Genomic DNA, 21,505 nt, shown 5'->3' on the forward strand with positions numbered 1-21,505 from the left:
AGCGACCGCCTCTGGATGAACTTTCGGATGGGCGGCCGGCGTGTCGGAACCAGCAGTCCTCGTTCGTCTTGAGTCCGAGCCGTCGAGTTCTGCGTACATGGCCCCCCGTGCCAACTGGAAAGGCTTCCTGCGTCTGTCGCTCGTCACCTGCCCGGTGGCGCTCTATCCAGCCACGTCCGAGAGCGAGAAGGTCTCCTTCAACCAGCTCAATCGGCAGACCGGCCACCGCATCAAGTACCTGAAGGTCGACGCCGACACCGGGGACGAGGTAGCCAACGAAGACATCGTCAAGGGCTACCAGCTCGAGAAGGACCAGTTCATCGAGGTCTCGAAAGAGCTCGAGGAGATCGCGCTGGAGTCGACGCCGCACTATCGAGATCGACGAGTTCGTCGACAAGTCCGACATCGATTCGCGCTACCTGATCCGCCCCTACTACATCAGGCCGGACGGCAAGGTCGGGCACGACGCCTTCGCAGTGATCCGCGAGACGATCCGCGAGATGGATCGGGCGCGTCGTGCTGACCAGCCGCGAGCACATCATCGGCTTGGAGCCGATGGACAAGGGCCTGGTCGGCACCCTGCTGCGCTATCCGTATGAGGTGCGCAGCGAGCAGGAATACTTCGATGACATCCAGGACGTGCAGGTCACCAAGGACATGCTCGACCTCGCCAAGCACATCGTGAATCAGAAGGCCGGCCGCTTCGACCCGGAGAAGTTCGAGGACCACTACGAAACCGCGCTGATCGAGCTCATCAATCAGAAGCGCGCCGGCAAGCCCATCACACTGAAGGAGCGGCCCGCCGCAGGCAACGTCGTCAACCTGATGGAGGCGCTGCGGCAAGCGTCGGCAGGGAAGCTGCGCCCGAGAAGGCGGCCAAGCCCGCGAAGAAGCCGCGCAAGGCGGCCGCCCAACAGAAGGAGATGCTGATGCCGATCGCCGGCAAGAAGCCGGCGAAGGAAGCTGCGACAAAGAAGCCGGCGACCAGGCCGCATCGGAAGTCGGCATAATCTTCGAGACCACAAGGGGATTGGAACGAAAGGGTTCGCGAAGCGTCGAATCCATGCCCCCGGCCCCCCAAAAGCCCCGCGGGGGGAAAACCTACCCCCTAGGTTGGCGGTCCGAATGCGCAACATAGCGCAAGGACCGTTTGCGCCCGCAGGAGGGAGCAATGAGCAATCGCACATCGGAACGGAGGACGCCGACCGCCGCCGAACGGGAAGCTCGAAAGGTGTTTCGCGATACGCGCGCGAAGGCGCCGGTCGCCGAGTATGAACGCGACCAACAGGCATTCCATGCAAACCGGGAGCGCCTGAAGGCAGAGCGGATCGCTCGAGAAGCTGCGGCAAAACAGAAGCCAAAGATCTGAGGCGTCGAGCGCGCGCTGTGGTTTGTCGTCGACGTTCCGGATCGTCAGTCTCGGAGCAGGCGCGCAATCAGAGGGGGTGGGCACACTATGCTTCGCAACCAACGGCATCTGCCTATGGCTTGGGACCTCATGAATAGGCTCTACCCCCTGGTTCTGGAGCACAGGCTTCCGAGCCCGGTCCGGTACGGCATCTCCGCGGCCATCATGGTGGTGTGTGCCGTGCTGCAGATGGCGCTCCAGATGCAGACCGGGGTGCCCGGATATTTCCTGCTGCTGCCCGGCGTGTTTCTCTCGGGTCTGATCTTCGATCGTGGCTCCGGAATCTTTGCGGCGATCATTGCGGTCGGCGTCGGCGGCTACATGAGCTACGCCGGCGGCTTCGGCCTCGATTTCCTCGCGACGAATTCGCTCTTCGCGATCACGGCGGCCGGGACGGCGACCGTCGCCGAATTTCAGCGCGCCGAGCTCCGGCGGGTCATGCAGGCGGACAAGACCAAGGCCGTGCTGCTGCAGGAGATGGCGCACCGGACCAAGAACAACCTGGCGATCCTCAGCGGGATGATCCGGCTGGAGGCAAGACATGGCGCACCGGAGGTCGCCGCAGCGCTTGAGGCGACCGCCCACCGGTTGCAGGTGATGGCCGAAGTTTACGACCATCTCTCGCGCTCGGTGAACATGCGATTCAAGGACTCGCATTTGTCTGCCCCGTCGGAAGGGCCTGCCCCGCGGCGAACCTATACCCGGAACCCGGTCGGCGGAACCGAAACCTTTCCGCGGCTTCACGTGTTCACGAGAGGGGCGCAGCACACGCGAGGCCCTGCCATGCCCATGCCGATAGGCGATGTGTTTCTCACGGTCGCGGTCATGACCTTGGCCTTCCTCGGCGAAGTCGCGGTGTTCGCTCTCCTTGGCATCTTCTGAAGTATCGCCGTCTCCGTGGCGCGGGTCTGGCCGACGCAACAAGCCATTCTGAAGATCATCCGTCGCAGAGCGCAGGAAAACGCGATGTCCGCCATCGCCGGCAGCAGGAAGATGTTCGGCGGTAGGCACCCCGGATTCGTACGGTCGCAGCGATGCGTGATCGTTTACGATCTGCGGTTATAGCTTCACTCCCATGGACGTCGAATACGACCCGCAGCACGAAGCATTTGCGGCGATGAAGCTCGCCGCCGAAGCCGATGGTGCCGATCGCCAGAGATGGATCAACGCCGCATTGGCGTGGATCGAACTCACTCGCCTGCGCGCGCCGGTCGGTCGCGAACGCCTGGGGAGGGAAGAGTCCCGGCTGGGAATCAGCTATGCAACTGACGTCAGGTGCGAGCCCCAGCGCAGATTGGATTGAAGCGCTGTCATTGCTGCCAGGAAAGACATTGCCCGCGACGCGCTCTGAGGGCACCGAGGCGAAAACCGCGCCTGAGCAGGAGGAACAGAATAGGGCGTTCGGTCGGGGTGTCGGTCGACTTCCTTGGCGAGGAGTCCGGCAGGAGATTGTCGAGACTCTGACGCGTGCGGGCGCGAAGGCCGTTGGGACGAATTGAGCCGAGCCATGCCGGACTGTCCAAAGCCGCTCTTGCAGGCGCAGTTTCCCCGCCGTTGCCATACGTGGGTTGGCGTCAGAGCACGGTCGACACAAGCACAGTCCAGTGGTACAAGCTCCAGACTTGGCGCAAAGGTAAGTTGTTGTTTTTGCTATAGTCTGCTGGATCGAGTTCCAATCCTTTCCTGGGCACCAAGAGCGTGAAATCCAATGCAAATTAGCGAGAGTGTTCGTCGCATTCGCGGATGGCGCCGGCTTCCTGGAGCACTTGGATCGCCCATCCGCGCAGCGTCCGTATCGTTGGTCTTCGCTCACGCGTCGTCAGCATTGACAGCTCCTGATACGACGAATCCTTATGTCCGTCGTCCGTTCCCCGTTAGGGCAGGGCTGGGATTCGGAATGACGAGAGGGCAAGCTTCGGCGTGCAACGAACTGCCCGCTTCTGGTTACGCGCTTGACGTGAACAGCCGGCCGAAGTCTGCATGCGATCCTAGGCGGCTCGCGCGCGGATGCAGTATAAAGAGGGTAGGGGAGGGATCATCCAACTTTCCGTTCGACCTCAACAGCGTTCTCCAACAACGGAGTATCTAGGCTGGGAATATCCGGCATGGCCTTACCGGCAATTGCCTGCAGGTCGCCGATCAAGCACGGTCGAATCGATGACGGCCAGGATTTGGGTTTCCCGCTTGGCCCATTGCCGGCCCAAAAACTTGCGCTCCTTGTCGAGATCCTCGCGCATATCGTTGAATTTCTCAACGACAGCTTCGACCCGCTGCCGAAACTTCGTGCCCGTCAGGTAGTGATAGACCTGCTCCATCTTGGTCTGCTGGCCCTGCTGAACGAGGCGTGAGCTGCTCACGTCGATCAGACCCTGACGGAGCGCCACGGCGACCGGCAATGCGCAACGCGGATGAGCCACCCATACGCCGTCGACGAGATCAAATTGCTCGATTTGTTTCGGCAGCGCATGGGAGATGATCAGAGCGACGTCGGCGCCGGAACGGCGCTGGTCGTCGCGTAATTTGGCGAGCCACCCATCACTCCACGCCTTGGTGCGTTTGGTTTCCCAAAGGATGATGCCGGCAGATTGGCCAACAGCACCATTCACCTGTTGAATAACGTCCGCCCCGAGCTCACCTTTTCCAACCGGCTCAATCGAGTCGGTCGGAAAACGTCCGCGCAGAAGCTCTTCGAGCTCGAGCTCGAGTACTTCCCCTTGGGATTGCTGTGATCCCTGCTCGGCCTTGCGCTTGAGCTCCTCGATCGTTCGGGACATCGACTCGATGGTCTGGTCCTTCTCGGCAACGCGTAAGCGCGCAGCCTCGTCGGCTTCCTGCCTGGCCTTGATCTGGATTTCGCTGATTGAGGCCTGCACGCGCTTCTCGATTGTCAGGTCGAGTTCGCGCTTTTCCTCTTCGAGTGCGCGCTGCTGTCGCATCAGTTCGGCTTGCTGCTTTTGGGCCTCGGCAAGCTTTGCGTTGTTGGTGAGCAGGTTGGCTCGTAGCTCCGCGGCTTCCGCTTCCTTCGCCTGCAGCTCTGCTGCGGCCGCCTCTCGCGCCTTCTTGCTTTCGGCCGCGACCAGCTGGGCACGTTCGGCGGTCAATCGCTTCGCAACGTGGTCCTCGATTTGCTCGCGGTCCTTAGCGATCTGCTCGCGTTCCAGCCGCAGTGCCTCGGTCTTACGCTCCATCTCTGCATCTTTGCTGGCCAGCTGCTGTTGAAAGCGCTGACGGGTTTCAGCGAGGAGGGGAGCGGCCAACGATTCCGTCAGCCGGATCTCGTGATTGCATTTGGGGCAATGTAGGGTCGTCTCGTGCGAAGCGCCGGTTGCTTTGAAACTCATTACTCACCGTCATCTCTGCAACCGGATTCAACATGATCTGTGCGCGATTGCGATATCGCTCGGCCTAATGTCCACATACGCGTTGTTGATTTCGACTTCGCCGGCGGGTTTTCCACCGACACGTTGAGTTACCCTCAGCGCGAGCAGCCTCGCAGGAGGGTAATCCGAATAAGAACAAAATAGGAACATGGTGTCAATTTTTGGATCCCCCCTGAGTTTATATTTAGGATGGTTTTACTTAGTCTGGCTCCGGAAAATCGATAGAACCTAAACCTTGGAGGAGGTTTGAAGATGTGGTAATTTACTTAGTATGGCTGAGCAAACCGGCAGAAAGCTAAACAAGCTCGAAAGGACCCTCCCGCAGGGCCTGCTGGTCGATGCCGCCTGGATGGAGCGGCATGGATATTCGACCAGCCTGCGCAGCCAATACGTATCGGCCGGGTGGCTGGTTCAGCCGGCGCGGGGAACCTTCAAGCGCCCGCTCGGCGAGCTCTCCTGGCAGAGTGTCGTTGTTTCGCTCCAGCGACTGCTCGGCTCCGATCTCGTCGTCGGCGGACGTACCGCCCTCGAGACTCAAGGCTTCGGTCACTACTTGAGCGAGACGGGTCCTTCGACCGTACATCTATACGGAACGCGGCCTGCTCCCGGGTGGCTCGGCAAACTCCCGCTCAAACAGAAATTCCGCGTTCACCGCACGCAAAGCCTGTTCAAAACGCACGGAAACTCGCCCGGACCAAAGTCGGGGACGACGCGGGAAATACCGGGATCATTTGACTGGCCTCTCACGGCATCGACACCCGAACGTGCGTTCCTCGAACTGCTCGACGAATTGCCTCACCACGAAAGCTTCCATCAGGTCGATGCACTGGCGGAAGGCTTGAGGAGCCTGAGTCCCCGGCGGCTGCAAATGCTTCTGGAGGGCTGCAAAAGCATCAAGGTCAAACGACTGTTCTTCTGGTTCGCGGAGCGGAATCAGCATGCCTGGCTCAAACAGATCGACAAATCGAAAGTCAATCTCGGCACGGGAAAGCGCATGCTCGTCAAGGGCGGCAAACTCGATACCAAATATCTCATAACCATCCCAGACGATCTCAATGCCCCCGTCTGAAAAATATCGGCATCAAGTGGCCTTGTTGATCGAGATGATCCCGTTCGTCGCGGCGGAGCCCGATTTTGCGCTCAAGGGCGGCACCGCCATCAATCTCTTCCACCGCGACATGCCGCGCTTATCGGTCGATATCGACCTGACCTATCTGCCGGTGGCTCCGCGCCCCGAATCTCTTACCGCGATCGATGCGGCGATGAAGCGCATGGCGGCGGCCACCAGAAAAGGATTGCCGGGTGCACAGGTGACGGAAGTCGTCAACGCTCGTGAAAAGATCGTCACCAAGCTGACTGTCCAGAAAGGTGATGCGCAGGTCAAGATCGAGGCCACGCCGGTGATCAGGGGCTGCGTCTTCGAGCCAGAGTTGCGCGACGTGTCGCCGAGCGTCGAAGAAACATTCGGCTTCGCACAGATGAAAGTCGTGTCGTTCGCCGATCTATACGCCGGCAAGCTTGTCGCGGCGCTCGACCGGCAGCATCCGCGTGACCTCTTTGATGTCCGCGATCTGCTCGCCAACGAAGGCATCACAGACGATCTCCGCAAGGCGTTCATCGTCTACCTCATCAGCCATGACAGGCCGATTTCCGAGGTCGAGGTTCCTCGTCGCAAGGACATCCAGCACGAATTCACGCACGGCTTCGCGGGCATGACCGCCGATGGAGTAACCTTGGACGAGTTGCTCGAAGCCCGGGAGATGCTGATCGCTGAACTCGCGGGAAAAATGCCCCAAGCTCACAAGGATTTCCTCATAGGGTTCAAGCGCGGCGAGCCCGATTGGAGCCTGCTGGGCGTCGCCGGCGCGGCGGAGCTGCCGGCGGTGCGCTGAAAGCAGATCAATCTGGACAATCTTCCTGCCGAGCACCGGGCGAAGCTAGTCGCACAGCTCGAGGAAGTCTTGCGCAATGCCTGATCGCGCGATCGCGCATCGGATCAAGTAATTGTTCGTGGAAATGCCAGCTCACATAGCCGCTGTGTCACGCGCTGGCGCTGCGCGAGCTCGGTGACTGACGGATCCCAATCACCGAGATGGGTTCCGATGTCGATCATGATCGACGTGAGCGCACGGCGGCGATGCCACGCCCTCGGTGGCCCCGACCTCCGCCATGAGGTTTGTCCGCGCGGGGAATGTGCTGTCCGCTGATCGGACAACGGCCGTCGTAAATTCAGACAGTTTGCAATGAAGTGCGCCGGAAAAGTGCTGAGAACGCGTGACTTCGCAATTGGCACGAGCCTTGCGGAGGCGATGCCTTAGCTTGGAACGAGAACAACTCTCTTCAGGCAAAGGAAATAAAAATGCCAACGAACGTCCGCTATTCCAACGTGCTCTCCTGGGTGCACTTTGGCGATCTGCATATCACCGATCGTGACGAGCAGAACTATCAGGATTTCCTGACGCTCATCGCGCAGGCGAACACCAACCTCTCTGGCGGAATCGACTTCGCCGTCCTTCCTGGTGACAACGCCGAGGACGGAACCGAGGAGCAGTTTCTCCTCGTCAAGCAGGCGATCGAACGCCTGACCATCCCTCCCGAGATCATTCCCGGCGATCACGATGCGAAGACCGGCAGCCTCGATCTCTATTGCCGCTGCTTGGAGCCCGCGCTTTGGCGCAGCCGCTCGATCAGCTCTTATCGGTGCCTGTTCCTCAATGCTCGAGACAACGGGCGCCCGAAGGGTTTTGGGATCGGTCTCGCCCAACTCGAGTGGCTCGCACGCGAGTTGCAGGCGGCCGATGCGGGTGAGCAACGGCCGGTTCTCTTCGTGCATACCTATCCGAGCGAACTAGGAAGCAGCGCGGACACAGTGCAGGCGCTGATGCGGAAGCATCGCGTCATCATGGTCGACATGGGCACACGCACTACAACGAAATCGCCAAGGACGGCCAGACGATCTATGCCGCCACGCGCTCGACTGGCCAGATCGAGGAGGGACCGGTCGGCTTCTCCATTGCCAATCTCGACGATGGCGTGGTGAGTTGGAAGTTCAAGCCAATCGGCGGCTGGCCGTTCGTCATGATCACGTCGCCCGCCGATCAAGCCTTCATCGTTGATCCTGACCAGCCCGAGCAGGTGGTGCGCGGCGTCACCGAGGTGCGCGTCAAGACCTGGGACGCTCTGGGGGTTGTTTCCGCTATGTGCCGTATCGATGACGGCTCGTGGCAGCCGATGCAAAGGAGCGGGACCAGCACGACCTGGGGCTGCGTCTGGGACTCCCGTGAGTCGGCGGATGGCGTCCATCACGTCGCAGTCCAGGTCAAGACCGCGGATGGGCGCGAGGCTTCCGACACGATCTCCGTGCTGACGAGCCAGTCAGGCCGCTATGAGCTGCCGCCGTACCTGCCAGGCGACGATGCCAATGCGATCGGGGCTTATCCGGAGAAAGGCATTCTTGGAACGCAGCTCGGCCCGAACAAGAACGGTCGCAAGTGGTGAAGGTATTCGTATCGCCCCACGAGTCTGGCCAAGTCGCTGTTGTAGCGGGAGACCAACCATGCGATGGGCGTCCCTTGACTGGCTCAACTTCACTCTTGCCGACGTCAGGGGCTCGTTGGGGCCATACCTCGGAATTTTCCTATTGACCGAGCGGCATTGGGACCCGGCGACGATCGGCATCGTCGCCACGGTCGCCGGAATTGTGGGGCTGGTCGTTCACGCACCAATTGGCGCTTTCATCGACGCGACGCGTTGGAAACGTGGGGCGGTTGTGGCTGGACTTGGCGTCCTGACTGCAAGCGCGCTCGCCATCGCGACTGCGCCAAACGTTCCTGTTGTGCTGACGGCACAGACGATGATGGCCGTGGCCGGCGCCTTCTTCGGCCCGGCGATTGCCGCGATCACCCTCGGTATTCTGGGATCACGCGGTCTCGCTTACCGCACGGGTCGGAACGCTGCCTTCGATCATGCCGGCAATGTGTCGATTGCCATTGTGGCTGGCGTCGTGGGCTGGTGGTTCTCCCAGAGCGCGGTCTTCTTTCTGGTTCCGATCTTTTCCGTGCTGGCAGCTCTTTCGGTACTGTCGATCCCGGCCAGCGCCATCGATCACGCGCGGGCGCGCGGTCTCGACCGAACCGATCCAGTCGGCGGCGAACAGCCGTCTGGCTTGAGCGTGCTGCTCACATGCAGGCCACTGCTGATCTTTGCGGTCTGTGTGGCGCTGTTTCATTTCGCCAACGCCGCGATGTTGCCATTGGTCGGGCAGAAGCTGGCACTCGCGCACAAGGGCCAGGAGACGCCGTTGATGTCGGCCTGCATCGTGGCGGCGCAGGTGGTCATGCTGCCGATGGCGCTGCTTGCGGGGGCCAGGGCCGACGCTTGGGGACGCAAGCCGATCTTCCTCGCGGCCTTTGCGATCTTGCCGCTCCGCGGGGTGCTCTATACAGTCTCCGATGATCGCTTGGCTCATCTCCGTACAACTGCTCGATGGGGTCGGCGCCGGCATCTTTGGGGTACTGACGCCGCTGGTGCTGGCCGACCTGATGCGCGGGACCGGTCGCTACAGCGTGAGTCAGGGCGCGGTGGCGACGGTGCAGGGGATCGGCGCTTCCCTCAGCAACACTGTCGCGGGTGTGATCGTCGTAAAGGCCGGCTACAGCGCCGCCTTCTTAACGCTTGCCGGCGTCGCGCTCGCGGCCTTCTTGGTCTTCCTGATCGCAATGCCCGAAACGGGAGAGGCGCCGAGAAACAGCGGCACGGGCCCCTGACAACGGGCGAGCCTGCGCAAGCAGCGGCGCCTGGCACCATGTTCGGTTGGGGGGTGAACCCACGTTGTCCGGGGATCCGCACTGTAATGGTAACCCGGATTGTCGTTCGTGGGTTGTTGCCGGAGAACGGGCCGTGAGGCGGCTTGAAGTAGCGTTGTTCGACGAGGATGATCGTACACGTGAATCAAGGGATGGCCAGATTGCTCGGAGATTGTCATGCGCTGCCGCTCCCTATGACGCAAAGGCGTCCCTCGGGCGCCTGATCAGGATTGGTCGTCAAATCTTGAACCTGGCAGACAGAGCCGTACCGCGTTCGATTATCGGCTGGTTCGTCGTCTGCTGGAGTGGTTTCCTTCTCGCTTCCGTCGTCGTCGGTGCGCTGCTGCTGTCGCTCTACGAGCAGTCGACCACGGAACAGCTGCGACGGGCATCAGCGGCCGTGGCCCATGGCTCCGATGCGATCGCGGCGCGCTACCAGTTCTTCACCACCGGTGCGACACGCGCACCGGCGGATGTCCACGACCCTGACCTGACTCGTGGCTTGACCGGGGTGGTGCAGATTGCGCTGCGTGACCTCAATGGCGTCGAGGGCGGGATCTGGCAGAAGGGCAAAGGCTCGCCTATGCGTTCCCGACCTATGAGGGGACCGGACAGAAGACCGATCTGCCGGAAGCTGAGCTGCCAAGCATCCGCGAAGCCGCCGACACTGCGGCGCTCGACGGCGCGCCTTTCGACCGCCGCCGGGAAGGCCGGGCACAGACCCTGCTGCTCCATGCCTGCCCTCTGCCCGGACCTGTTCCAGGTCTGTCTGCGTGGACCATGGCCCGCGTGCCGACCACGGGCGGGCAGGCCTATATCCAGGCCATGGCGGGACTGAGCGTTCTGCTTCTCGTCGTGCTGGGGTCTGCCGCCTGGCTTGGGCGCTTGCTCCTTGGCTGGTCGCGACGGCTACAGCGGGTGGAAGCGGCGCTCACCAGCAGCAACGATGAGCTACCCAAGCTCGACCTCACCGGACAGCGGGATTGAATCGATCGGATTGTCGAAGCTATCAACCGCGCGGGTATCCGCCTGGCTGAGGCCCGCCGGACCTCCGAGGCATTGGTGCGGCAAGTGGCCGAGGCCAACCGTCTCGCCACACTGGGGCGTGTCGTCGCCGGCGTCGCGCATGAGATCCGTAACCCCATTGCAGCGATGCGGCTCAAGGCCGAGAATGCTGTCGCTGCCGGCCCCGATCTCGCACGCAAGGATAACGCCCTTCGGGTCATCGTCGAGCAGATTGGTCGCCTGGAAACTCTGCTCCGCAATCTCCTGAGCTCAGTCCAGCGCGCACCGCTGGTCGCGGTGCCGGTCAAAGATGTGGCCGCCTTCCTGACGGAGCGCATCGAGCTGTTCCGCGAACAAGCGGCCGCGCAGGGGCTCGAGCTCGAAGTCTGCGGAGGTGGCGCCGAGGCGCGCTTCGACCCCGCACGAATCGCGCAAGCGATCGACAATCTCATCCTCAATGCCATCCAGAACACGCCGGCTGGTGGTCGCGTGACGCTCTCTGCGGAAAGGATAGGGGATCGCATGGCTTTGTCCGTTGCTGACACCGGCCGCGGAGTCCCCGAAGAGGTGCGAGCCCACCTATTTGAGCCAGGACGTTCCGAGGGTACGGGTCTTGGCCTTGCCGTTGTACGGGAGATCGCCGAGGCGCATGGTGGGACGGTGCGGGCCGTTCACAAAAGTGATGGGACCATATTTGTATTGGAGCTGCCATGGCGACCGTCCTGATTGTCGACGATGACGCAGCGCTGCGAGAAGGGCTGGCCGAGACGCTGAGTGATCTCGGCCACCGCGCGGTCGAGGCGCCGAGCGGACGGGTCGCTCTCGATCTCGCCAGCCGCGAGCGGTTCGATGCAGTCCTGCTCGATCTTCGGATGCCGGGGATGGATGGCCTCGAAGTTCTTCGGCGCCTGCGTGCCGACCCCGCTAAGGCGCCGCCTGTCGCGATCCTTACCGCCTACGCCAGCGCTGCCAACACCATTGAGGCGATGCGGCTGGGCGCCTTCGATCATCTCACGAAACCGATCGCTCGCGCCGATCTCGATTTCCTGATGTCGCGGATGCTGCGGGCGCGGGCATATTCCGACGCGACGCCTGCGTCCCGCGCGTCACCGCCAGATGATGATCTGGTCGGCTCAAGCGAAGCGATGCGCGCGGTACAGAAGACAATTGGGCTCGTGGCCGACAGCGATGCAACTGTTCTGATCACCGGCGAGACCGGAACCGGAAAAGAGCTGGTGGCGCGCGCCATTCACCGGCATGGACGGCGCGGCAGTGGGCCGTTCATCGCCGTGAACTGCGCCGCGATTCCGAGAGACCTGCTTGAGAGCGAGCTGTTCGGTCACGTGCGCGGGGCGTTCACCGGCGCCCTTGCCGAGCGCAGCGGCGCATTCCGCGATGCCGACAAGGGTACGCTGTTTCTCGATGAGATCAGAAGCGCTGTAAGCACAAGACCAACGGCCGAACGGAGACGAGCGCGTTCGCACTCGCATGGAAAGCGGGCGAAACAGGCTGCTTCGCCGGTCGTTGGCTCGATTTTGCCCGCGACTGTTCGCGTGAATCGCTCGCATTGACCGTCATCACCGCAAATATTTCCGCATGCGCGTTGCCAACGAAGCGATCATTGCTCGGCGCGGAAAACAAAGCTTGTTTCGTTTCATTGACTGGATCGCGATCGCTTTTACCATCGGCAACGTTCAAGCGGGGTCGTTTCACCATGCGGCAATCCGATCCACAAATCGTTCGCGAAGCAGCCCGGCTGATGTGCGTGCGGTGTTGTGCCGGCGTGATGGCGGAGAGCTGTACCGCCGGGATCCGTGTGCCGCTGACCGTTTAGCTGCTGACGTGATTCCCCAGGATCAAACTCAAGACGTCACCATCACTCTTCGCCGCCGCGCGCACCACCGGTGCATGGCGGAGCTTTGTTCATCACAACGAGAGATCAAGATCATGAGCAACACGACCACAATCGACAACGTCATTCCGCGCGCTGACATCGTCAAAGCGCGGCTCGGGGCCGAGATCCGGAACGTCAAGTTGTCCGGTGATCTGTCCGACGACGTCATTCGCGCCGTCAACCAGGTGCTGCTCGAGCACAAAGTCATCTTCTTCCGCGACCAGGGCCATCTCGACGATGCCGAGCAGGAACGCTTTGCCGTGCGGCTTGGCAAGCTCGTGCCGCATCCGACGGTCGGTGCGACCAAGGGCACTTCGTCGATCCTGGAGCTCGACTCCGGCCGCGGTGGCGGCCGCGCCGACCAGTGGCACACGGACGTCACCTTCGTCGACGCGTATCCGAAGATCTCGGGGTCATCCCGGCCTATGGCGGCGATACTGTGTGGTCGAATACGGCGGCGGCCTATCTCGATTTGCCGGCGCCGCTGCGCAAGCTCGCCGACGAGCTCTGGGCGGTCCACAGCAACGCCTACGACTACGCCGTGAAGACGCGTGCGAGCGAAGCGGACCGCAAGCACTTCGACGAAGTCTTCACCGGCACCATGTACGAGACCGAGCATCCGGTGGTGCCATCTGGGACAACCGTGCGACCCAGCACTACGCGGTCAACGACTACGGCGATCAGCATCGCGTCGTCCGCCGCGCCACCATCGATGGCGAGGTGCCGGTGAGCGTCGATGGTCGTCACAGCGTAGCGCGCATCAAGGTGCCGAAGCCACAGACCGCCAAGGCGGCCTGATGAAAAGGCTGCTTGATGACGGCCGCCCGATCTCCGCATGATTGACAGGATTTGCCAAAATGAACGCTATGTTTCGATTTGTTCGTGCGCGGCATCGCGCCGCGCGGCGGACCATCCCATTCTCGGACATCTCCCCAAGAAGACCTCCTCCAGCCCGAGTCGCGTTGGTGCAGATGCCGCCTGACCCGCCTGACCCTTTGCTGATCCAACAGCGAGCCGAGTCCGCGCTCTATGGCAAGCGACTTGGAGGCAAAACCGCAAAGACCAGCATGGCGATAGCAAGGATCGCCACAACGTAACCGAGGTCGGTGTTAAGCCGAGCAAGCGGGTCGTAGGGAGGTTCGGTCATCTCCGGAGCGATGCGATTATCCAGCCCACTCGGAGCGCCGGGCGTAAGCAAAGCTCTTGCCGATCGCCTTGAGGCCGCTCTCCGAGTGAAAAACATGTACAGCAAATAGCCGTCGATCAAAAATGTGAGGGCCAGAACGACATAGGCCCAGGGGCTTTGCATCACATTCAGCTCGATCAATACCCGGGAGAAGCCGAAATCCCACGACCCACGCATCAAAGCTCATGCACATCCGACGAAACGTCTCCGCATCCAGATGGCGGATGACATAGGCGCCGAGCGGTACCCCAACCGCAACGCAGGGAACTAGCACCCATAAGATGTTCTGGCTTTCAGCCGTAAACAGGCCAAGCTGGTAATAGACGATGGCGGTCACGCTCGACTCGGCCACGCGAACCAATGCGAGACCGGCTCGGAACTCGGTTTTGACCAGACCCTGGTTGTTGAACAGCATCGCCAGCGGTGGTCCCGAGATGGTGGTGACGGAATACAGGATGCCCAGCGCAGTTCCAAAGGGAAGACCAACCCACCATGTCTGCCGAATTGGTCTGCGAAAACCGGCTGCCTGAACCAGGATGAGAGGCAGAATGAGTGCGTAGGTAGCGAGTTTGATCCAGCCCGGCTGAACCGTAGTGAGAAGCAAGGCGCCGATTCCAATGCCGGGCAGGAGCCCGGCGATGATTGGAAACACCCTCTTCCATACAGCTGCCACGCCGTTCAAATTGATGGATAGAACGTAGAAGTTCGTGACCACCTCGACCAGGACGACGGCGGGATTCAGGATGCGATTTGCATAGAAAATGAGAGCCACGGGCACGGTGAGCGAGGAAAACCCATAGCCGAGCGCGCCATTTACGAAGGCTGCAACAAAAGCAATGCCAGCGAGAACGATCACCGCAGTATCAAGAGGAGGCATCGTTGGCTCCCCATACGGGCAATGGTCGCCCGCGAGGCGACCGACCTTTATCCTATCACTTCTTGCGGTCTGTTTGCAGGTTGGAACCGCGCCGGGCCCATCAGTGATTTAAGAAAGATTCATACCATGCCCCCTACGCGCCTCCTCCAACATAGGGCCGACAACCGGAAGGCGACGGGCCGACTTCCAAAACGGCGCGTTTGACCCAAGGACGGCTCTCAGCAGTAACGCGGCTCGGTTAACGGATGAAAATCCTCTTTTGTCGGAATAGGAAAGATGATCGTGACGATTCCGATGAAGCATTTTCGGGAAGGACAGTCGGTTTTCTGGTGTCTCCCTGCTTTGCTTTTGCTGAGCGGTTGTGGCGGGACGACGCCCGAGTGTGATTCTTTCGATACGCGCAGTACGGTGGTTAAGATCGTTTCAGACGACAGCGACAACGCGCTCGTCGACTACGCTGTCAAGAATTCGAGCGCGGTCGCGGCGATGGTAAGTAATAGGAGCACAGAAGCCGAAAAATTAGCCATTTGGAAAAAGGCGAGACAAGGCGCCGCATATAGGTTGGATGATACAATACGCACAAATTCGAGAAACAAAGCAAAGCGAGCAGTTACCTGTACTGGGTTGTTGCATGTGACCGTTGAGGATGTAACAGCGCAAAAGGAGGTGGACTTTAAGGTAGAACAAGCTGCGGACGGCAAGATTTCCATTTCGGTCAGTCCGCTTCAATTTTGACCGATGCCACGTCATTGGCGACCGACGAGGTAGGCGAATGATGTCGTTCATTGGCTATTCTGAGGTGTCCGTACGCGCTGTCGAGGTCCGGACAGCGGAGTATTGCGGACCCGATTTGCTCTCGTTGAGTTCTTCGCATTTGCCGCCAAGCGGATCGCGACGGCCGATCCCCAAGCGAACTCGCATGGCTCTCCAAGGTCTGTCGCCCAGGCACGCATTTCCCGATTTGGAAGCGAGTGCCAACGTGAGCGACAATCTACGTCAGCCGCTCCGTCATACTTCTGCTTAACACTTGAGCTTGCCGAAACCGAAAGATGACGCTTCCATGAAGTGGCGGGTCTTTGGCGTGACACCTAGCCTCCTCCAAGACTAGCCTCACGCCATCCACCGTAACGGGCCCCCGTCGGATGCAGCAACCCGGCGGGGGTTCTTTGGGTCAAATGCGGCGATGCGCGACGTGCAGCCGGACTCTGACAGGATGCTGCTCGCCGGATGGACCGCGGATGCGCTGCCCACGTTGCTATGACACAGGTTGGGTCTGCGAGGCCCATCCCGAGCGGCCTTGGGAAGGAGGTCCTCGCGCATGCGGTTGTGGAGCGCCCGGTAAGCCCTGCCCGGTCTGCAATCGCCCCCATCATTTTCGGCCGGTTGGCTGGACGTCTGCTTATCCCCCCAGTAGCGGCGGAATAGCAGACATTCCTCAACCGCCGCTTGGGCCGAAAGGCGACATGAGAAATTAAGGAGGCCGTCAACTGAAGCGACTTCGTTTTAATTGTCCGCCTCGGCGACAGCCGAGCCGTGCCTCCATAGCGATAATGGGCTTTGTCGCGGTCGTCTTTACGGGCTATGGATCGTGGTACCCGACGACTAGGCTATCACCGAGCCGCGCTGGATCGGACGCGCGATAGTTTGGCGGCAATGCCTCAAGATTGTCCGCTGAATTTAGGCCAGGGACCATGACCTAAGGGTGCTTACTGGTTGCCGACGTATCTCTTATCGGCAGCGCACGCCTGTGTGCGGCTGCGTCCTTCTGAAATGCAAGCGGCGCTGCCGCACTCGCGCAGCGAATCGCAGGATTTGGGTGCTGCAACGCGCGCTGATTTCGCGGCCGCGAACGCCAAAGGCTTGAGCGCGCCCGCACACGCCTATGGCTTTCTGCTTGTCAAACAGGCTTCGCAAGACCAGAATTCAAGAGCAGACGTACATGAGCGCTTATTCCGATAATTCGAATAATTACGGGGCTGAGCCATGAAAAGATATTCTGTCGCATACGCCACGTTGTTCGGTCTGGGCTGCACGCTCGCAGCATCAAGTCATGCGCAAGAAGTCAAGCTGCAGGATCAATGGTCGCCTCCGCGCGAGGCGAAGGTTTCGCCGGTCACTCAAGACCAGCTCAATGCAGCGGACAAGAATGCAACGAACTTTCTGCTGACCAACGGCAACTACGCTCAAACACGCTTTCATCCCGCAAAGCAGATCAACCGCGACAATGTGAAAAACCTGCACGTCGCCTGGATCTTCCAGGCCGAGGTCAAGGAATCCCTCGAAACGTCGCCCATTGTGATCGATGGTGTGATGTACGTGACGACATCGTTCAGCCATGTCTATGCGATTGACGCCAAGACGGGCGAACAGCTCTGGCACTATAGCCACAAGATGGGGCCCATAACGACCTACTGCTGCGGTCCCAACAATCGCGGTGTCCAGGTTCTCGGTGACAAGGTTTACCTGGCTACGCTGGACTCCAAGCTGGTGGCATTGGATGCGAAGACCGGCGAAGTCGTCTGGAGCAGCGATATCGCTGATCCCGAGCTCGGCTACAGCGAGACGATGGCTCCGACGGTCGTCAAGGACAAGGTCTTGATCGGCACCAACGGCGGCGAATACGGTGTCCGCGGCTTTGTCAGGGCCTATGATGCGAAGACCGGCAAGCTGCTCTGGAATTTCGACACCATCCCAGAAAATTCCGTCGGCGTCTGGGCAACCACGGACGCTACTGGGCGCGACATGCATCGCGATATCCAGGCTGAAAAGGACCAACTCGCCAAGATCGGCGACCCCTACAAGAGGCTGGGCGGCGGCGTCTGGCAAAATCCCGCTGTCGATCTCGCCACCAACCGGATCTATTTCGTGGTCGGCAATCCATCTCCCGACCTCGACGGTGCGCCGCGCCCCGGCGACAATCTCTACACCAACTCGCTGGTATCGCTTGACTTGGATACCGGAAACTTCGTCTGTCACCTTCAGTATATTGCCCACGACGTCTGGGATCTCGATGCCGCGAGCCCGCCGGTGCTGGTGGATGTGCAGGACAAGGACGGCAAGACCATTCCGGGCGTGATCCATGCTGGCAAAACCGGTCACGTCTATGTTCACGACCGGAAAGACTGCAGCCTGATCCGGTTCTCTGAGGCGATGGTGCCGCAGGAGAATATGTGGACCTTGCCGACCAAGGAAGGCGCGCGCATGCTTCCAGGGGCAAACGGCGGCGTCGAATGGTCGCCGATCGCTACCGACCCCGGACAGGGGCTCGCCTACGCCATCAATTTGCATCAGCCCATGCACTACCGGGTCGAGAACTCGCCCTATCCGAACGGCAAGCTCTGGCTTGGCGGCGCCTTCACGGCCATTCCAGGTGAAAAGCAGGCGGGAAATATCACCGCCGTCGACTACAACACCGGCAAGATCAGATGGCAGGTGAACACGCCAGAGCCGATGATCGGCGGCATTCTCGCCACCGCGGGCGGTCTGGTCTTTGCTGGTGAAGGCAACGGCAAGTTCGCCGCCTACGACTCGTCCACCGGCAAGGAACTGTGGAGCTTCCGCGCCGGTGCGGGCGTCAATGCACCGCCGTCCAGCTATTCGGTGGGCGATAGGCAATATATCGTGGTCGGCGCGGGCGGTAACACTCAGGTGAACTTCAGGCGTGGCAACAACATCATCGCCTTTACGCTCGATTGAACGAACGTCGCGATCACAGATGCGGGGCCAGAGTCGGCCCCGCTTCTGTAAACCCCCCGGAATTCGACGGTCTGCAATGTGAACTGGGTGATTTCGATCGGGACGATCCTCGGGGCATTGTTGACCGCAGCCCCCGCCTTTGCACAAAGCATCGCGGAAAAAGTCGAGGTGTGCGCCGGCTGTCACGGCCAGGACGGCAAGCCGAGCGACAAGGCGATTCCCATCATCTGGGGACAGCAAGCCGGCTACACCTACATCCAGCTGCGCGACTTCAAACGGGGTGACCGCAAGAGCGAGATCATGCAGCCGATTGCGTCGTCCTTCGAGAAGGACGAAATGCTAGCGATCGCAGAGTATTTCGCTCAAAAGCCGTGGCCTAACCTGGGCCAGCCGCGGTCGCCAAAGGATGTTGCGCAGCGGGCGCTCAGCGCGGAGCACTCGGTGGGCTGCACCAGCTGTCATCTCGAGCAATTTCAGGGTGCTGGCACCGTACCGCGGCTGGCTGGGCAGAGCCAAGAGTATCTCGCCAAGACAATTACCGATTTCCGCACCCGCGCGCGTGGCAACAATCCCGGCATGACTGACCTGATGCGCGCCACGCCTGTCGACGATCTTGCGGCGCTCGCGCAATATCTCGCTGGTCTTTAAACTAAAGCTCGATGAAATTGGGAAGGGTCATCATCGCGCTTTAGCTTCTTGTTTGAGCTTCGCAAACGCGTTCCGCGTTTGTCGCAAGGGAAAGCCGCTTCACACTTTTCCGGATGATGCTCTAGGACGCCCCCTCGCTACGGTGCGCCCAGTCGATTACGCAACAACGATAGTGAGGTGAGATCCGCGGCGCGTTTGCCCGCGTTGTCCTTGAGCGAAGGATCGGCGCCCCGCGCAAGCAGGAGACTGGCGATCTCAGCGTGCCCGCCTTCGGCGGCGATCATGAGAGCCGTCCGGCCGCGGGCATCGCGATCATCGATGTGCGCGCCTGAATCCAGTAGATAGCTCACAACCTTGACAGCCTCCGTCTCCGGAATTGTTTCATCCGGACCCGCAGCCCACATCAGCAGCGTCAAATCATTCGGATAGCGGGCATTGATATCGATGTTTCGCGAAAGCAGGCGCTTCACAATGTCAAGCCGGGCGCGGGCCGCCGCGTAGACAATTGGCGGTTTTCCGGTGTTGTCGGGCACACCTTGGTCAGCGCCATGTGCCAGCAGCGTTTCGACGATTGCGTCGCTGCCTGCATAAGCGGCGGCTGCGACCGGAGATACTCCACTGCGTCCGGTGAGTGTGACATCGGCGCCGCGTTCAATAAGTCGCCGGGCGACCGCGAGATGGCCGCGTTCAGCCGCGAAGTATAGCGCCGTTGCGCCCGCGAGATTGCGCGCATCAATTGGAGCGTGACGCGCAAGCAAAAGATCCACCATTTCCAGATGGCCAGATCGCGCGGCGTGGCTGAGCGGGCGGGCTCCAAACCGGTCGCGCGCGTCCACTGATGCGCCATAGTCCAGTAGCCCGGTCGCCAGCTCGGTACAATTCTCGTCCGCTGCAGAGAATAGAAGTAAGGATACCTCCATTGCAGTGACCTGAGATTGCGCGGGTTGAAACCGACGGCCGATTTCCTGACATCTTTCCGAGGCGACGGTCGCCGACGAAGTGCCAAGTACGAGCAATGCGGCCGAGCATAGAGCTCCAACGTGCCGGGACAAGAGACAACCCTCCCTCGCCATTCTTCATGCAACATGACACAGCGCGCGGTGGATGCCAAGTTGGCCGACATCCCTAAAGCCGCCGACTCAAAGTGCACCAGACTACGAAGCACTTCTGCTTGTGGCCCGAAGGCGCAGGTCGGGCGACGTCCCTGTTGTCGGCTCATCGAGGTAGACCGGAAGAAACCGGCCGAGCCGTCAACCGGTGCTCCTGACCCAACTGAGACATCAGGCCGCGCTCAGGGACCTTGGCTCAGAGCCAATTCCACCCATATGAGCGTACTCGTTTGAGCCGCTACGATGCTTCGTCCAGAGCTTTGGGCAAACGATGCGAAGACGCGAGTTCATCATAGCTGCTACGGCAGCAGCCTGGCCACTCGCGGCGCAGGCGCAGCAGCAGCCGATGCCGGTGATCGGCTTCCTCCACAGCGCATCGCCCGGTCCACACGCCGACCTTGTGCGCGCGTTCCGCCAAGGCCTGAACGAGACCGGCTATGTCGAGGGCAAGAACGTGGCGATCGAATACCGCTGGGCGGAGGGCCAGAACGACCGACTGCCGGCCCTGGCGGCTGATCTGGTTAGTCGTCAGGTGATCGTGATCGCAGCGCCGTCAAGACTGCGGCACTTGCGGCCAAGGCTGCGACCGAGACGATTCCGATCGTGTTCGAGCTAGGGGACAATCCGGTCGAACTTGGCCTGGTCAAAAGCCTAAATCGACCGAGCGGCAACATCACCGGCGTGACCTCGTTGAATACGGAGATAGGGCCGAAGCGGTTGGAGCTGTTGCACGAGTTGGTGCCCACGGCGTCAATCATCGGCCTGCTCGTAAATCCGACCAATCCCGGGCTTGCCGAAACCTTATCAAGAGATCTGCAGGCAGCGGCCCAAACTCGCGGGCTGCAGCTTCGTGTGTTTCATGCGAGCACCGATCGCGACATCGACACCGTCTTCGCAACCCTCGTCCAACAGCGGGCAGCCGGGCTCGTGATCGGCAACGATGCATTCTTCGTTAATCAGATCGGACAGCTCGGCGCTCTGACCGTCCGTCACGCGATGCCCACTGTCTTTCAGACTCACGAGTTCGCCGCGGCCGGCGGCTTGATCAGCTACGGTACCAACCTTAGGGACCTGTTCCGACAAACCGGCGTCTACACGGGCCGGATTCTCAAGGGCGAAAGGCCGGCCCATATGCCTGTGCAGCAGGCCACGAAAGTCGAGCTGATTATCAACCTCAAGACCGCCAAGGCGCTCGGCATCACCGTCCCGGTCTCGCTGCTCGGCCGTGCCAACGAGGTGATTGAATGAGGCCCGCTTCGAGCGACCGACGACCAATCCATCATTCGCCGATCTTCTGGATTGGCATAACGCTCTGTGCTTAGCGGCGATCGCTATTTATCTTTGGTCGGACGACCTCTCGTGGCGGCCAGCACCGGTCCCACGATGAAGCGCTGAGCTGATAGGCTCGCCCAGTTCTCCTATTGTGCTGGTTTTTGGACGCCGGCAAGAAGGAGGCTCCGCAGGGTCAACTGACCGGCGTCCAAAAAGCGCCAAGGC

General features: G+C 60.8%; 17 protein-coding genes and 5 pseudogenes. 19 read left to right on the forward strand and 3 right to left on the reverse strand.

Features of this window, described 5'->3' with window-relative positions; all coding sequences use genetic code 11:
- Window positions 1-97 precede the first annotated feature (97 nt).
- From ku to SO140_RS34865, 4 genes and pseudogenes are all read left to right on the forward strand, one after another.
- Window positions 98-1,010, forward strand: a pseudogene (gene ku / locus SO140_RS34850) (non-homologous end joining protein Ku).
- A 161-nt stretch (window positions 1,011-1,171) separates the two neighbouring features.
- Entirely contained in the window at window positions 1,172-1,369 is a 198-nt protein-coding gene (locus SO140_RS34855; RefSeq protein WP_498541849.1) for a hypothetical protein, read from the forward strand.
- Window positions 1,370-1,498: 129 nt separating this feature from the next.
- Window positions 1,499-2,290, forward strand: a complete 792-nt coding sequence (locus SO140_RS34860) for a histidine kinase dimerization/phosphoacceptor domain -containing protein (RefSeq protein ID WP_498541850.1) — start codon at window positions 1,499-1,501, stop codon at window positions 2,288-2,290.
- A 193-nt stretch (window positions 2,291-2,483) separates the two neighbouring features.
- Window positions 2,484-2,711: a hypothetical protein gene (locus SO140_RS34865; protein ID WP_474803771.1), complete on the forward strand. Its 228-nt coding sequence runs from the start codon at window positions 2,484-2,486 to the stop codon at window positions 2,709-2,711.
- 732 nt (window positions 2,712-3,443) lie between these two features.
- Here SO140_RS34865 and SO140_RS34870 read toward each other — a convergent pair.
- Window positions 3,444-4,749 (reverse strand): annotated as a pseudogene (locus SO140_RS34870) (DUF2130 domain-containing protein).
- 310 nt (window positions 4,750-5,059) lie between these two features.
- Here SO140_RS34870 and SO140_RS34875 point away from each other — a divergent pair.
- The 10 genes and pseudogenes from SO140_RS34875 (at window position 5,060) to SO140_RS34920 (ending at window position 13,290) form a co-directional block, all read left to right on the forward strand.
- Window positions 5,060-5,857, forward strand: a complete 798-nt coding sequence (locus tag SO140_RS34875) for a type IV toxin-antitoxin system AbiEi family antitoxin domain-containing protein (RefSeq protein ID WP_474803768.1) — start codon at window positions 5,060-5,062, stop codon at window positions 5,855-5,857.
- Window positions 5,858-5,891: 34 nt separating this feature from the next.
- Entirely contained in the window at window positions 5,892-6,680 is a 789-nt protein-coding gene (locus SO140_RS34880) for a nucleotidyl transferase AbiEii/AbiGii toxin family protein (protein WP_498543744.1), read from the forward strand.
- Between the two features lie 467 nt (window positions 6,681-7,147).
- The gene (locus tag SO140_RS34885) at window positions 7,148-7,828 is read left to right on the forward strand and encodes a metallophosphoesterase family protein (RefSeq protein WP_498541852.1); all 681 of its coding nucleotides are present in this window, start codon (window positions 7,148-7,150) and stop codon (window positions 7,826-7,828) included.
- Window positions 7,825-8,286 carry a hypothetical protein gene (locus SO140_RS34890; RefSeq protein ID WP_474803762.1) on the forward strand — a complete coding sequence of 154 codons (462 nt, stop codon included), beginning with the start codon at window positions 7,825-7,827 and terminating at the stop codon, window positions 8,284-8,286. The genes SO140_RS34885 and SO140_RS34890 overlap by 4 nt, the downstream gene beginning before the upstream one ends.
- 58 nt (window positions 8,287-8,344) lie before the next feature.
- Window positions 8,345-9,554: pseudogene (locus SO140_RS34895) on the forward strand (MFS transporter).
- Between the two features lie 819 nt (window positions 9,555-10,373).
- On the forward strand, window positions 10,374-10,580 hold the full coding sequence (locus tag SO140_RS34900) for a hypothetical protein (protein WP_498541853.1): 207 nt from the start codon (window positions 10,374-10,376) through the stop codon (window positions 10,578-10,580).
- Window positions 10,581-10,664: 84 nt separating this feature from the next.
- Window positions 10,665-11,324 (forward strand): sensor histidine kinase, encoded by a 660-nt coding sequence (locus SO140_RS34905; protein WP_498541854.1) that lies wholly within the window; start codon window positions 10,665-10,667, stop codon window positions 11,322-11,324.
- A pseudogene (locus tag SO140_RS34910) lies at window positions 11,309-12,154 on the forward strand (sigma-54-dependent transcriptional regulator); the annotation flags it as partial. The gene SO140_RS34905 and the pseudogene SO140_RS34910, both read left to right, overlap by 16 nt.
- Window positions 12,155-12,165: 11 nt before the next feature.
- Window positions 12,166-12,432 (forward strand): hypothetical protein, encoded by a 267-nt coding sequence (locus SO140_RS34915; protein ID WP_474803757.1) that lies wholly within the window; start codon window positions 12,166-12,168, stop codon window positions 12,430-12,432.
- A gap of 113 nt (window positions 12,433-12,545) precedes the next feature.
- Window positions 12,546-13,290 (forward strand): annotated as a pseudogene (locus tag SO140_RS34920) (TauD/TfdA dioxygenase family protein).
- 365 nt (window positions 13,291-13,655) lie between these two features.
- Here SO140_RS34920 and SO140_RS34925 read toward each other — a convergent pair.
- Window positions 13,656-14,555, reverse strand: coding sequence for a sulfite exporter TauE/SafE family protein (locus tag SO140_RS34925; protein WP_498543741.1), 900 nt, complete (start codon window positions 14,553-14,555; stop codon window positions 13,656-13,658).
- Window positions 14,556-14,831: 276 nt separating this feature from the next.
- Between SO140_RS34925 and SO140_RS34930 the strand changes: the two genes are divergently transcribed.
- The 3 genes from SO140_RS34930 to SO140_RS34940 all read left to right on the forward strand — a co-directional run bounded on the left by SO140_RS34930 (window position 14,832) and on the right by SO140_RS34940 (window position 18,899).
- Window positions 14,832-15,290 (forward strand): hypothetical protein, encoded by a 459-nt coding sequence (locus SO140_RS34930; RefSeq protein ID WP_498543742.1) that lies wholly within the window; start codon window positions 14,832-14,834, stop codon window positions 15,288-15,290.
- Between the two features lie 1,248 nt (window positions 15,291-16,538).
- Window positions 16,539-18,251 carry a pyrroloquinoline quinone-dependent dehydrogenase gene (locus tag SO140_RS34935; RefSeq protein ID WP_474803749.1) on the forward strand — a complete coding sequence of 571 codons (1,713 nt, stop codon included), beginning with the start codon at window positions 16,539-16,541 and terminating at the stop codon, window positions 18,249-18,251.
- 120 nt (window positions 18,252-18,371) lie between these two features.
- The gene (locus SO140_RS34940) at window positions 18,372-18,899 is read left to right on the forward strand and encodes a c-type cytochrome (protein ID WP_498541855.1); all 528 of its coding nucleotides are present in this window, start codon (window positions 18,372-18,374) and stop codon (window positions 18,897-18,899) included.
- A gap of 137 nt (window positions 18,900-19,036) precedes the next feature.
- Here the strand turns inward: SO140_RS34940 and SO140_RS34945 are convergent, their stop codons facing one another.
- Window positions 19,037-19,972 (reverse strand): ankyrin repeat domain-containing protein, encoded by a 936-nt coding sequence (locus SO140_RS34945; RefSeq protein WP_498543743.1) that lies wholly within the window; start codon window positions 19,970-19,972, stop codon window positions 19,037-19,039.
- A 307-nt stretch (window positions 19,973-20,279) separates the two neighbouring features.
- Here SO140_RS34945 and SO140_RS34950 point away from each other — a divergent pair, with 307 nt between their 5' ends.
- A complete protein-coding gene (locus SO140_RS34950; protein WP_474803740.1) occupies window positions 20,280-20,624 on the forward strand; it encodes a type 1 periplasmic-binding domain-containing protein in 345 nt (114 codons plus the stop codon).
- Window positions 20,612-21,256: an ABC transporter substrate-binding protein gene (locus SO140_RS34955; RefSeq protein ID WP_474803738.1), complete on the forward strand. Its 645-nt coding sequence runs from the start codon at window positions 20,612-20,614 to the stop codon at window positions 21,254-21,256. The genes SO140_RS34950 and SO140_RS34955 overlap by 13 nt, the downstream gene beginning before the upstream one ends.
- Window positions 21,257-21,505 lie beyond the last annotated feature (249 nt).

The organism is Bradyrhizobium sp. UFLA05-108, assembly GCF_059803455.1.

Coding starts and splice junctions, on each gene's coding strand:
- SO140_RS34855 (WP_498541849.1), top strand. CDS start 1,172: ATGAGCAATCGCACATCGGAACGGAGGACGCCGACCGCCGCCGAACGG.
- SO140_RS34860 (WP_498541850.1), top strand. CDS start 1,499: ATGAATAGGCTCTACCCCCTGGTTCTGGAGCACAGGCTTCCGAGCCCG.
- SO140_RS34865 (WP_474803771.1), top strand. CDS start 2,484: ATGGACGTCGAATACGACCCGCAGCACGAAGCATTTGCGGCGATGAAG.
- SO140_RS34875 (WP_474803768.1), top strand. CDS start 5,060: ATGGCTGAGCAAACCGGCAGAAAGCTAAACAAGCTCGAAAGGACCCTC.
- SO140_RS34880 (WP_498543744.1), top strand. CDS start 5,892: ATGATCCCGTTCGTCGCGGCGGAGCCCGATTTTGCGCTCAAGGGCGGC.
- SO140_RS34885 (WP_498541852.1), top strand. CDS start 7,148: ATGCCAACGAACGTCCGCTATTCCAACGTGCTCTCCTGGGTGCACTTT.
- SO140_RS34900 (WP_498541853.1), top strand. CDS start 10,374: ATGGCCCGCGTGCCGACCACGGGCGGGCAGGCCTATATCCAGGCCATG.
- SO140_RS34925 (WP_498543741.1), bottom strand. CDS start 14,555: ATGCCTCCTCTTGATACTGCGGTGATCGTTCTCGCTGGCATTGCTTTT.
- SO140_RS34930 (WP_498543742.1), top strand. CDS start 14,832: ATGATCGTGACGATTCCGATGAAGCATTTTCGGGAAGGACAGTCGGTT.
- SO140_RS34935 (WP_474803749.1), top strand. CDS start 16,539: ATGAAAAGATATTCTGTCGCATACGCCACGTTGTTCGGTCTGGGCTGC.
- SO140_RS34945 (WP_498543743.1), bottom strand. CDS start 19,972: ATGGCGAGGGAGGGTTGTCTCTTGTCCCGGCACGTTGGAGCTCTATGC.
- SO140_RS34950 (WP_474803740.1), top strand. CDS start 20,280: ATGCGAAGACGCGAGTTCATCATAGCTGCTACGGCAGCAGCCTGGCCA.